At 61.9% G+C, this 12,701-nt stretch carries 10 protein-coding genes and 1 pseudogene; 1 reads left to right on the top strand and 10 read right to left on the bottom strand.

What is annotated here, in order from left to right:
• The first annotated feature begins 70 nt into the window (after positions 1–70).
• Positions 71–2,446 (top strand): annotated as a pseudogene (locus Q0T48_RS15375) (TonB-dependent siderophore receptor).
• Positions 2,447–2,495: 49 nt separating this feature from the next.
• Here the strand turns inward: Q0T48_RS15375 and Q0T48_RS15380 are convergent.
• From Q0T48_RS15380 to ispC, 10 genes are read right to left on the bottom strand one after another with little or no spacing between them, the layout of a single operon-like run.
• Positions 2,496–3,272 (bottom strand): RNA methyltransferase, encoded by a 777-nt coding sequence (locus Q0T48_RS15380; protein WP_295957712.1) that lies wholly within the window; start codon positions 3,270–3,272, stop codon positions 2,496–2,498.
• Positions 3,269–3,910: a ribonuclease HII gene (rnhB, locus tag Q0T48_RS15385; protein WP_295957714.1), complete on the bottom strand. Its 642-nt coding sequence runs from the start codon at positions 3,908–3,910 to the stop codon at positions 3,269–3,271. Before rnhB ends, Q0T48_RS15380 begins: the two co-directional genes overlap by 4 nt.
• Positions 3,882–5,030, bottom strand: coding sequence for a lipid-A-disaccharide synthase (gene lpxB / locus Q0T48_RS15390; protein ID WP_295957716.1), 1,149 nt, complete (start codon positions 5,028–5,030; stop codon positions 3,882–3,884). The genes rnhB and lpxB overlap by 29 nt, the downstream gene beginning before the upstream one ends.
• The gene (gene lpxA / locus Q0T48_RS15395) at positions 5,030–5,812 is read right to left on the bottom strand and encodes an acyl-ACP--UDP-N-acetylglucosamine O-acyltransferase (protein ID WP_295957718.1); all 783 of its coding nucleotides are present in this window, start codon (positions 5,810–5,812) and stop codon (positions 5,030–5,032) included. Before lpxA ends, lpxB begins: the two co-directional genes overlap by 1 nt.
• Before the next feature lie 11 nt (positions 5,813–5,823).
• Entirely contained in the window at positions 5,824–6,264 is a 441-nt protein-coding gene (gene fabZ, locus Q0T48_RS15400; protein WP_295957720.1) for a 3-hydroxyacyl-ACP dehydratase FabZ, read from the bottom strand.
• Positions 6,261–7,259, bottom strand: a complete 999-nt coding sequence (gene lpxD / locus Q0T48_RS15405) for a UDP-3-O-(3-hydroxymyristoyl)glucosamine N-acyltransferase (protein WP_295957722.1) — start codon at positions 7,257–7,259, stop codon at positions 6,261–6,263. Before lpxD ends, fabZ begins: the two co-directional genes overlap by 4 nt.
• A gap of 20 nt (positions 7,260–7,279) precedes the next feature.
• Entirely contained in the window at positions 7,280–7,798 is a 519-nt protein-coding gene (locus Q0T48_RS15410; protein ID WP_295957723.1) for an OmpH family outer membrane protein, read from the bottom strand.
• Entirely contained in the window at positions 7,798–10,095 is a 2,298-nt protein-coding gene (bamA, locus tag Q0T48_RS15415) for an outer membrane protein assembly factor BamA (RefSeq protein ID WP_295957724.1), read from the bottom strand. Before bamA ends, Q0T48_RS15410 begins: the two co-directional genes overlap by 1 nt.
• 48 nt (positions 10,096–10,143) lie before the next feature.
• On the bottom strand, positions 10,144–11,505 hold the full coding sequence (gene rseP, locus Q0T48_RS15420) for an RIP metalloprotease RseP (protein ID WP_295957726.1): 1,362 nt from the start codon (positions 11,503–11,505) through the stop codon (positions 10,144–10,146).
• A gap of 20 nt (positions 11,506–11,525) precedes the next feature.
• Positions 11,526–12,698, bottom strand: a complete 1,173-nt coding sequence (gene ispC / locus Q0T48_RS15425; RefSeq protein WP_295957728.1) for a 1-deoxy-D-xylulose-5-phosphate reductoisomerase — start codon at positions 12,696–12,698, stop codon at positions 11,526–11,528.
• Positions 12,699–12,701 lie beyond the last annotated feature (3 nt).

The raw sequence follows: 12,701 nt of genomic DNA on the forward strand, positions 1-12,701 counted from the left end.
TCTTTTCAGGGTTTTGCAAACTCGACGGTCTTACAGGTAGTGAGAACACCAACCTGAAAGAAACCGACTTATGGCAAAACATCTTCCATCCCGGCGCACCGCGCTAGCCTACGCTACAGCCGCACTGGGCGTGGCACTCTCGATACAGGCCGCGCTGGCACAAAACGTGGCCTTCAACATCCCGGCCCAACCACTCGCGCCCGCGTTGGCCGCGTTTGCCCAGCAAAGCGGGCTGCAACTGGCATTCCCGCCCGAACTGGTGCAAGGCAAACAAGCGCATGCAGTCAGCGGCAACCACGACATCCACCAGACGTTGGCCGAGCTACTACGCGGCAGCGGCATCGAGGGCCGCGTGGACGGCAAAACGCTGACCATGCAGCCCGTGGCCGTCGGCCAACGCACCCTGGCGGAAGTGACCGTTACCGCCAACCAGCTAGGAGAGATCACCGAAGGCAGCGGCTCCTACACGCCAGGCACCATCGCCACCGCCACGCGGCTGGTGCTGATGCCGCGCGAGACACCGCAGTCCATTAGCGTCACCACGCGCCAAAAGATGGATGACTTCCATCTCACCAGCATCGACCAGGTGATGGAACAGTCAACGGGCGTGAGCATCGTCACCTACGACAGCGAACGCACGCAGTACTACTCGCGCGACTTTGCCATCCAGAACTTCCAGTACGACGGTATTCCGATGTCGCGCGACTCGGCATATTCGGCCGGCAACACGCTGACCGACATGGCGATCTACGACCGCGTCGAAGTACTGCGCGGTGCCACCGGCCTCCTGACGGGTAGCGGTGACCCCAGCGCCACGATCAACCTGGTCCGCAAGAAGCCCACGCGCAAGTTCGAAGGCCATGCTACCGCCAGCGTTGGCAGCTGGAGCAACTACCGTGGCGAGATAGACGTGGGCGGCGCGCTGAACGCAAGCGGCAGCATCCGCGCACGCGGCGTGGCCACTTACCAAGACAAGCACTCGGATATGGACCGCTATGAGCGTAAGACGGGCGTGTTCTACGGCATCGTCGAGGCCGACCTCACATCCAGCACCTTGTTGACGGTGGGCGTCGACCGGCAAGACAACAAGCCCACGGCATCGACCTGGGGTGGCATCTCGCTGCTCGACTCCAACGGCAACTTCAACGCGATGCCGCGCTCGTTTAACAACGGCGCGAACTGGAGCCACTGGGACCAGTACACCCGCACCACCTTCGCCACGCTGGAACACAACTTCGACAACGGCTGGGTGACCAAGCTGCAACTCAACCACCAGACCAACGGCTATGACGCAGCCCTGGGCGGGGCAGCCGGCGGCTATCCCAACCCGGTGACCGGTGGCGGTGCCAGCCTGTGGCGCGGCAAATTCATCGGGCGCACCCTCAGCGACGCAGGCGACCTGTATGCCAGCGGCCCGTTTTCGCTGCTGGGGCGCGAGCATGGACTGGTGGTGGGCGGTAGCCTGGCCAAGCGCCGCTGGAAGAACGCGGGCTACAACATGAGCGACACCTCCGACGGCACGATCGCCAACTACTACCAGTGGAACGGCAGCTCCCCGGAGCCCCAGTGGGGCAGTACGCCCAGCTATACCGACGACGAGACCACCCGCGAAAACGGCCTTTACACCACCGCACGCTGGAACCTGCGCGACGACCTGAAGCTCATCACGGGTGGCCGTATCTCCAACTACAAGAACAAGGTGCAGCAGCAAGACGAGTCGAATGTATTCACACCGTATCTGGGCGCGGTGTACGACATCAACAAGACCTACTCGGTCTATGGCAGCTACTCCGGCATTTTCAGGCCGCAGTCCACCCAGGACGAGGCAGGCCGCACTCTGGATCCACTGGACGGCAAGAACTAAGAGCTGGGCGCGAAGGCCTCGTTCTTCGAAGGCCGGCTGAACGCCAGCGCGGCTATGTTTCAGATGCTGCAAAACAACTACGCGATCGAAAGCGGGGGCAAAACGCCCAGCGGAGATCCGGCCTACCGTGCGATCCAGGGCGTAAGAACCAAAGGCTGGGATGCAGAGGTATCCGGCCAGATCACGCCAGCATGGCAAGTGCAAGCAGGCTACTCGCACAGCATCGCGCGCCAGGATGGCAAACGCGTGTCCACGCTCACCCCGGCCAACCAGTTCAACCTGTACACCAGCTACAAGCTGGGTGGCGACCTATCGGGCCTGACGCTGGGCAGTGGCGCGCGCTGGCAAGACAAGACCTGGGGCGACGTGGATCTCCCCGCGGGCGGAACGACGGCCCACACGGTCAAAGACTACTGGGTGCTGGATGCCATGGCCCGCTACGAATTCAGCAAGCAGCTGTCGGCCACGCTCAATATCAAAAACCTGATGGATAAGAAGTACTACACGATATTCAACTGGTATGGCACCTACACCTGGGGCGAGCCGCGCAGCGTGAATATCAGCGTGACCTACAAGTTCTGATACGGGCGCAAGTGGGCGGGCAGGGCTTGGCGCAGACCTTCGCGTACTGCTAACCCCGGCCTGCCCCACTCGCATGCAGGCAGATCGCTGCGGCAGCGGCTACGTTCAGCGACTCTTCACCACCCGGCTGGGCGATGCGGATGCGCTGGGCGGCGCGGGCCTCCAGCGCGGGCGACACGCCCTGCCCTTCGTGGCCCATGACCCAGGCGCAGGGCCAGGGCAGATCGGCCTGGTGCAGGTAGGCACCCCCGTGGGAGCTGGTAACCAGCATCGGCACGGTTAACGTCTGCAGCACCTCGGGCTCCAGGCCCTCGACCAGGCGCAGGCCGAAATGCGCGCCCATGCCCGCACGCAGCACTTTCGGGCTCCACAATGCGGCGCTTCCTTTGAGCGCGATGATTTGTTTGAAACCAAACGCCCCGGCGCTGCGCAGGATGGAGCCGACATTGCCCGCGTCCTGCACCCGGTCGAGGATGACGCTAGCTGCCGCCGGGTCCAGCGCGGCCGAACTGGGTAAATCCACCACAAAGCCCATCTGCGCGGGCGATTCCAGGCTACTGAGGTCGGCAAACAGCGCATCGGCCAATACTATTGTTTTAGTAGCTACTTGTGTATATTGCACCTGGGCTAGAGGCCAAAAAGACTCTGAAAAAATCGCCAATGCAGGTTTCCAGCCTCGGGCCAACGCAGCGCGGCACAGGTGGTCGCCTTCCAGCCACACCCTGCCCTGTTTGCGGTAGGCGGTGCTGTCTTGCGACAGACGGCGCAGCTCTTTGAGCAGCGGGTTATCGCGCGACTGGATGTGGGTGATGGGGTCGGAACTCATGCCTGCACCGCCATCGGCATACGTGCCATCACCTGCGTGACGGGGGCAAATGTTTTGCGGTGCAACGGGCAGGCCCCGTGCGCCTGCAGCGCCGCCAGGTGCGCCGCGGTGCCGTAGCCCTTGTGTCCGGCAAAACCGTACTGCGGATAGTCGGCATCCACCTGGGCACACCAGCGGTCGCGGGTGACCTTGGCCAGGATGGACGCGGCGGATATGGCGGGTACCAGGTTATCGCCTTGGACGATAGCCTCGCTGGTCATGGCCAGCACCGGCACCCGGTTGCCGTCCACCAGCACATGGCCGGGCTTGAGGCGCAAGCCCTGCACAGCGCGCTGCATGGCCAGCATGGTGGCTTGCAGGATGTTGAGCTTTTCGATTTCTTCCACGCTGGCCTCGGCGATCGAGCAACACAAGGCTTTGGCCAGGATTTCGTCATACAGCTGGGCGCGGCGCTTAGCGGTGAGTTTTTTGGAGTCGGCCAAGCCCGCAATCGGCTGGCGCTCGTCCAGGATCACGGCAGCGGCTACCACCGGCCCGGCCAGCGGGCCGCGCCCGGCCTCGTCCACCCCAGCCACCAGGCCACGGGGGAGCCAGTCGAGCGGAACCTGCTCAGGAACGGATAATTTTTTGGATGGCATCGGTGGCTAACTGGGCGGTGTCGCGCTGCAGGCTGTGGTGCAGCGCGGTGAATGTGGCTTCAAGGGCCGCGATTCTCGCAGAGGCTGCGGGCTGCAACCACTGCAGGCAGGCATCGGCCAGGGCTTGCGGCGTGGCGGCATCCTGCAGCAACTCGGGCACCACGAAGTCACGGCACAAAATATTCGGCAGGCCCACCCAGGGCTGGAGCTGCTTGCGCTGCATAAGTTTCCAGGACATCCACTGCATGTTGTAGGCAATCACCATGGGCCGCTTGAACAGCGCCGCCTCCAGCGTGGCCGTGCCACTGGCGATCAGCGTCAGGTTGCAGGCAGCCAGCACGGTGTGCGACTGGCCGGAGACGATCTGGATACGCCCGGCCATGCCCGCTTGCGCCGCCAGGGCTTCAATCTGCGCGCGCAGCGTGGGAACTGCAGGCACTACAAATTTAATAGCTGGTTGTGCAAGCAGAATAAGCGCTGCAGCCTGAAAGAACCTCAAAGCCAGATATTTGACTTCCGACTGGCGGCTGCCCGGCAGGATGGCAACCACGGTGTCGTCAGATGCCAGGCCCAGCTTTTGGCGCGCGGCAGTGCGGTCCGGCTGCAGGGGAATCACATTGGCCAGCGGATGGCCCACGTAGGTGGCGGCAATACCGTGCTGGGCCAGCAGCGCGGGTTCGAACGGAAAGATGCACAGCACGTGGTCGGCGGCGCGGCGGATTTTTTCCACCCGGTCGGCGCGCCAGGCCCAGATGGACGGACAGACGAAGTGCACGGTGGGCACGCCCTGCGTTTTCAGCGCCGCTTCCAGCCCGAGGTTGAAGTCGGGCGCGTCCACGCCGATGAACACATCAGGCCGCTCGCGCAGCAGGCGTTCACGCAGTTGCTTGCGGATGCCCAATAGCTCCCACAGGCGGCGAAACACATCCATGTTGTAGCCATGCACCGCCAGCCGTTCGCTGGGCCAGTGCGCCTGGAAGCCGCGCCGGGCCATCTGCGGGCCGCCAATGCCGCTGGCCTGCAGCTCGGGCCAGCGGGTACGCAGGCCGTCCAGCACCAGCCCTGCGAGCAAGTCGCCGGAAGCCTCTCCGGCCACCATGGCGACGCGGGGGGCGGACATCAGCGGGCGATGCCGCTGACGGAAGTAGCTAGGAAGTCGTCCATCAAGGCAATATCGGCCGCCGCTTCGGGCGCATCCAATGCCTGGATGGCGGTACGGGCCTCGTCCAGGGTTTTGCCCTGGCGGTAGAGCAGCTTGTGCATTTCGCGGATGGCCTTGAGGCGAGCGTCGGAAAAATCGCGCCGTTTCAGGCCAACCAGGTTGACCGCACGCACAGCCAGCGGGTTGCCATCTACCACCATGAAGGGCGGCACGTCCTTGCCCACATGGCTGGCAAAGCCAACCATGGTGTGGGCACCGATGCGCATGCGCTGCAGCACACCGGTCAGGCCGCCGATGGTCACCCAGTCGCCCACCTGTACATGGCCAGCCAGGGTGGCATTGTTGGCCATGGTGATCTGGTCGCCCAATTGACAGTCGTGCGCGATGTGCACGTAGGCCATGATCCAGTTGTCGTTGCCGAGCCGGGTCACACCCGCATCCTGCACAGTACCCAGGTTGAAGGTGCAGAACTCGCGAATGGTGTTGCGGTCGCCAATCACCAGCTCTGTGGGTTCGCCCGCGAACTTTTTGTCTTGGGGTTCGGCACCCAGAGAACTGAATTGAAAAATGCGGTTGTCACGGCCAATGGTGGTGTGGCCCTGGATGACACAGTGCGGCCCTACCGTGGTGCCCGCGCCGATTTTCACGTGCGGGCCGACCACGGTGTAGGGGCCAATGGTGACCGAGCCGTCCAATTGCGCGGACAGATCAACCAGGGCGGTGGCGTGGATAGCGGTCACGCGCGCAACACTCAGGCAATGGTGCGCATGGCGCAGGTCAGCTCGGCCTCGACCGCCAGCTCGTCGCCCACGGTGCCCTTGCCCTTGAACTTGAAGATGCCGGACTTCATGCGCACCAGTTCCACGTCCAGCATCAGCTGGTCGCCGGGCTCGACCGGGCGCTTGAAGCGGGCGTTGTCGATGGCGGCAAAGTAGTACACGGTGTCGTCGCTGGGCGATTTGTCGAGTGCATCAAAGGCCAGCAAGGCCGCGGCCTGAGCCAGTGCTTCCAGCATCAGCACGCCGGGCATGACCGGGCGGCGCGGGAAGTGGCCTTCAAAAAACGGCTCGTTGATGGTGACGTTCTTGAACGCCCGGATGGACTTGGATTTTTCGATGCTCAGCACCCGGTCCACCATCAGGAAGGGATAGCGGTGTGGCAGTTGCTTGAGAATTTGGTGGATATCCATCATGGTTTTTCGGGGCTCTGTTGGAGTTGTTCTAAAGTTTTCTCGACTGCCTTGAGGCGGTCGCGCAGGCTGTGCAACTGCTTGAGGGAGGCGGCATTTTTTTCCCACTTGGCGTTGTCGTCAATCGGGAACATGCCGGTGTAGTGGCCGGGTTGGCTGATGGAACGTGTGGCTACCGTGCCCGCGGAGATATTGACGTGGTCGGCCAGGGTCAAATGCCCCAGCACAATCGCGCCACCACCCACGGTGCAATGCGCGCCGATGTGGGCACTGCCCGCCACGCCGACGCAGCCCGCCATGGCAGTGTGGGCACCCACGAAGACGTTGTGGCCGATCTGGATCAGGTTGTCGAGCTTCACGCCGTCAGAAATCACGGTATCCAGCAGCGCGCCCCGGTCGATACAGGTATTGGCACCAATTTCCACATCGTTGCCGATGCGCACCGCGCCGAGCTGTTCTATTTTTTCCCAGGCCCCGGCGTTGGGTGCAAAGCCGAAACCGTCGGCACCGATCACCACGCCCGCATGCAGCAGGCAACGCGCGCCAATACTGCAATCTTCCCCCACCGTAACGCGCGATTTGAGCACCGTGTCGGCACCAATGCGGGCACCGCGCTCCACCACGCACAGCGGACCGATACGGGCACTGGGATCGATCTGAGCACTGGGGTCTATAACCGCACTGGGATGCACGGCCGGGCCGGTAGGTACGGGCCGTTGGCGCTTCCAGAGCTGGGTGACTTTGGCGAAATACAGGTACGGCGCATCGGCCACGATGCAGGCACCGCGGGCCAGGGCCATGTCGGCCTGGGCCGCGCCCACAATCACGCAACCGGCCTGGGAATAGGCCAGTTGCTGCTGGTATTTGGGATTGCTGAGGAAAGCCAGTTGCGACGGACCCGCCGATTCCAGCGGTGCGATGCCGTCAATGGACAGCTCCGCATCTCCGTGCAACACGCCCCCCAGGGCTTCCACTATCGCGCCTAGACGCAGCGCCATGCTGGAACCCCTCTCAAAAATTACTTGACGGGAACGGCGTTCAAGGCCTTGATGACCTTGTCGGTGATGTCGTACTTGGGGTTGATATAGACAGCTTCTTGCAGCACTGCATCGTACTTTTCGGTCTCAGCCACTTGCTTGATGACCTTATTGGCCTTTTCCAGCACTTGCTGCAGCTCTTCGTTCTTGCGAGAATTCAGGTCTTCCTGGAATTCACGGCGCTTGCGCTGGAAGTCGCGATCTTGGTCCACCAGCACTTTTTGGCGCGAGGTGCGTTGGCTTTCCGCCAGGGTCGAGGCTTCGCGCTCGAACTTATCCGAAGCGGTTTTCAGGACCACACCGGCATCGCTAAGTTCTTTTTCACGCTTGGCGAATTCTTGTTCCAGCTTGGCCTGGGCCGTCTTGGCAGCAGCAGACTCGCGGAAGATACGGTCAGTATTGACGAATCCGACACGGAACTCGTCCGCCTGCGCGTGGGCAGACAGGAGCACAGCCCCGAACAAAATGCCAGATCCGCATTGGCGTAAAAAGTTCTTCATTAGAAAGACGTACCTATTTGGAATTGCAAGGGTTGGATTCTATCGCCAGCAAACTTGCGAATGGGCTTAGCATAGGCTAAACGCAAGGGGCCGACCGGAGAAATCCAGCTGAGGCCCACACCGGCCGAAGCCCGCATCTCGCCGAAACGAATCCGGTCATTTTCGCCGTACACATTGCCAATGTCACCAAAGGCAAACAGGCGCAGCGTGCGGTCATTGCCAGCACCGGGGAACGGCGACTGGATTTCGGTGTTCAGGGTGAACTTCTTGGGGCCGCCAATCACCGATCCGGTCACGTCGCGCGGGCCGAGGGTGCCTTGCTCAAAGCCACGCACCGAACCCAAACCACCGCCGTAAAAGTTCTTGAAAACCGGGAAAGGCCGACCGCCCAGGCCCTTGCCATAACCAACCTCGCCATTGAAAGCCAGGGTGAATTGTTTGGTCAGGGGCACGTACTGTTGGTACTGGTAGTTGGTACGCAGGTAATGCGCATCGCCAAACAAACCGGCTTCGGTATTGAGCCGCTGGTAAACACCCGTGCTGGGGGCCAGGGTGCTGTCGCGGTCATCGCGGGACCAGCCGATGGTCAGCGGAATCGCCAGGCTGGTGTAGCCAAACTCTTCGGCATAAGCCAGGTAAGCGGCCGGGATGTTGGTCCCAGGCTTGATGGTGGTGCGCTCCAAGCTACCGCCGAAATACACCGTGTCCAGCTCGCTGAACGGTACGCCAAAGCGCAGGCCAGCACCTTCGGTGACCAGCTCGTAGTTGCCGCCCTGGTCGTTGTAAGGCTTGGTGGCGCGGTGGAAGATATCGATGGAGCGGGAAATGCCGCTGTCGGTGAAATATGGGTCTACCGTGCTGAGCACCACTACCTGGTTGTACTTGCTGGTGTTGACTTCCAAGCCAAGGTAATTGCCCGAGCCAAAAGCATTTTCCTGCTTGATGCTGAACGACAGCGAGAGCTTGTCGGCACTGGAGAAACCAGCCCCCAGCTGGATGCTGCCGCTGGATTTTTCTTCCACATTCACTTGCACATCCACCTGGTCGGGCGAACCGGCTACGTCTTGCGTTTCGACGTTGACTTCCTTGAAAAAACCCAAACGGTCTACCCGGTCACGCGACAGCTTGATCTTGTCGCCGTCGTACCACGACGATTCCAACTGGCGGAATTCGCGGCGGATGACTTCGTCTCGGGTACGGCTATTGCCGGCCACATTGACCTTGCGCACATAGGCCCGGCGCGAAGGCTCGGACTGCATCACCAGGACCACGCGGTTGGTGGCGCGGTCGATTTCAGGCTTGGCCTCGACCTGGGCAAACGCGAAGCCGAAGCTACCGAAATTGTCTTTGAAGGCCTTGGTGGTTTTGGCCACTAGATCGGCGTTATAGGCCTCGCCGGGCTTGATACTGACCAGCGACTTGAATTCGTCGTCCTTGCCCAGGTAATTGCCTTCCAGGCGCACCGCCGACACCACAAAACGCTCGCCTTCGGTCACGTTGACGGTGATCGACATGCTTTGCTTGTCAGGCGAAATCGCCACCTGGGTGGAGTCGACCTTGAATTCCAGGTAACCACGCGACAGGTAATAGGAGCGCAAGGTTTCGATGTCGGCATTCAGCTTGGCGCGGGTGTACCGGTCTGACTTGGTATACCAGCTGAGCCAGCCACCTGTGTCCAGCTCGAACTGGTTGCGCAGCGTGGATTCGCTAAAGGCCTTGGCACCCACGATGTGGATGTCCTTGATCTTGGCGGGCTCGCCTTCGGTGATGGTGAAGGTCAGGTTGACGCGGTTGCGCTCCACCGGGGTCACGGTGGTGACCACTTCGGCGGCGTACAGGCTCTTGTTGATGTACTGGCGCTTGAGTTCCTGCTCGGCACGGTCGGCCAGGGCTTTGTCAAACGGGCGGCCATCGGTCAAACCCACGTCGCGCATGGATTTTTTAAGTGCGTCCTTGTCAAACTCTTTGGAGCCTACAAACTCGACCTCGGCAATCGTGGGCCGCTCTTCGACCACCACCACCAGCACGTCACCACTGACTTCCAGCCGCACGTCCTTGAACAAACCCAGGGCAAACAGGGTGCGGATGGCCGCCGAACCCTGGTCGTCGTTGTAGGTGTCGCCCACCCGGAACGGCAAGGACGCAAAGATGGTGCCCGGTTCAACGCGCTGCAAACCTTCGATACGGATGTCGCGGACGGCGAAAGGGGTGACGGCCCAGGCCGTATTGGCAGCCATTACCAGCGCCACGGCAGCCGACAAGGACCGCAGGCGAAAGCTATTAAAGTGATTTTTCATGGAATGTGGTAGGTCTGATGCCGCGCCAAGCGGGCAGTCAGATAAATATTAGCCAAACAGGCGGTTGACATCGTTAAACAGTGCAATGGACATCATCAACAACAGCACTGCACCGCCTCCGCGCTGCAAGCGTTCCATCCAAGCGTCGGATACGCGTTTGCCTGTGACGGCCTCCCAAAGATAATACAACAGGTGCCCACCGTCCAAAATCGGGATGGGCAGAAGGTTCAGTACACCGAGGCTAACGCTAATCAGGGCCAAAAATACCAGGTACTGGGTAAAGCCCAGGCTGGCCGACTTGCCCGCGTATTCGGCCACCGACAAAGGGCCGCTCAAATTCTTGATGGAGGCCTCGCCCACCACCATGCGGCCCATCATGCGCAGGGTCAGGCCCGACACCTCCCAGGTGCGCTCCACGCCGCGCCACAAGCCGTCAAACACGCCATAGCGGATGGTCAGCATCTCGGGGGGTGCGCCCACATAGGCGCTGATGCGGCCAATCGACTGCAGACCATCGGGCTTTACTTCGGGGGTGACACTCACATCCAGCCGCTGACCCGCCCGGTCAATCTGCCAGACCTGCGCCAGCGCCTGCCCGCCGGACAAAGAGCTGCGGATGGTGTCGCGCAACTGCTGGCCGTCCACAATCGGCGTGTTACCCACCCGCAGTACCAGGTCGCCGCTGGCCAAGCCCGCACGGGCACCCGCGCCATCGGCCATCACTTCACCCAGTACCGGACGGGTCCAGGGGCCAAGCACACCGATGGTGCGGAACAGCTGGGCATCGGCATCCTGGGCGTGCAGCGGAGCCAAAGCCATCACCACCTCGCGCCGGGCCCCTTGGGCGGACGTGGCCAGCTCCAGGCGCACATCGCGACTGTCCAACGCACCCCGGGTGAGCAACCACCGCAACTCGTCAAACGAAGCTACATCTTCCAAATCTTCACCGTCCCAGCCCGCCCGGGTGACGGTTTCACCGCCCTGGATTCCGGCCTTTTCGGCCACCGAGCCAATGGTGGGGCTGGCCAGAACGGCCTTGGGCTCCTGCACCCCGCTCCAGTTGACCAGCGCGTAGAGCAGTACCGCCAGCAACAGATTTGCCGCCGGACCAGCCGCCACGATGGCCGCACGCTTGGGCAGAGACTGGGTGTTGAAGGCCAGGTGGCGCTCTTCGGCCGCTACCGGCGCTTCGCGCTCGTCCAGCATTTTCACAAAGCCCCCGAGCGGAAAGGCACTGATGACAAATTCGGTCGGCGAACCCTTGGGTTGCCAGCGCAGCACGGTCTGGCCAAAGCCGATGGAGAACTTCAAGACCTTGACCCCACAGGCCACAGCAACCCGGTAATGGCCGTACTCGTGCACCGCAATCAACAAGGCCAGCGCAACGATAAAAGCAACGATGGTCAGCATGGGAATCCTTAGTGGCGAATCTACAGACGGGACAATGCCTGCTGCGCAACGGCGCGGGATTGGGCGTCCAACGCCAGCAAATCTTCCAGCGTCTGCGGCTTGGAGGGGCTGACCGCCGCCAAAGTTGCAAGATTGATCGCATGGATCTGGTCAAAGCGGATGCGCCGATCCAAAAAGGCCGCCACCGCCACCTCGTTAGCCGCATTCAGCACCGCACAGGTGCCCGATGGGGCGCGTAAGCTCTCCCAGGCCAATTGCAGGCAGGGAAAGCGCTGGAAATCAGGCACCTCAAAGGTCATGGCCGCCATTTGGGAGAAGTCCAGCCGTGCCGTGCCGCTTTCAATACGCTCGGGCCAGGACAGGCCGTAGGCAATCGGCACCCGCATGTCGGGCGTTCCCAGTTGGGCCATCACCGAAGCGTCGTGGAATTGCACCATCGAATGGATGATTTGCTGCGGATGGATCACCACCTCGATCTGCTCGGGGGTTACGCCAAACAGGTATTTGGCCTCGATCACCTCCAGCGCCTTGTTCATCATGGTGGCCGAGTCCACCGAAATCTTGCGGCCCATGGCGAAGTTGGGGTGGGCGCAGGCCTGCTCGGGAGTCACGTCGCGCAACGTGGCCGGGTCGCGCGTGCGAAACGGGCCGCCTGACGAGGTCAGCATGATTTTTTCGATGCGCCGGGGCCAGACCGCCGGGTCTTCCGGCAGCGACTGGAACACCGCTGAATGTTCGCTATCGATGGGCAGCAGCAAGGCCCCGCCCTGCTTGACTGCCGCCAAAAACACCTCGCCACCGACGACCAGCGCCTCTTTGTTGGCCAGCAACAAGCGCTTGCCCGCACGGGCGGCAGCCAGGCACGGGGCCAAGCCCGCTGCGCCAACGATGGCCGCCATGACCGCATCGACCTCGGGGTGCGACGCTACCATTTCAATAGCTACTGGTGCAGATAGTACCTGGGTGGGAAGGCTATTTTGCTTAATCTTCTCAGCCAGCAGCGCGGCATGCGGTGCACTGGCCATCACGGCGAAGCGGGGCTTGAACTGCGCGCACTGCTGCAGCATCAGGTCCACCTGGGTGGCTGCGGTGAGAGCGAACACCTCAAACCGGTCTGGGTGGCGGGAGACCACGTCCAAAGTGCTGGTACCCACCGAGCCGGTAGAACCCAAAATCGTCAAAGCCTGTCGCATGCG

The sequence above is a fragment of the Rhodoferax sp. genome (assembly GCF_025354435.1).
Lineage (GTDB): Bacteria > Pseudomonadota > Gammaproteobacteria > Burkholderiales > Burkholderiaceae_C > Rhodoferax_B.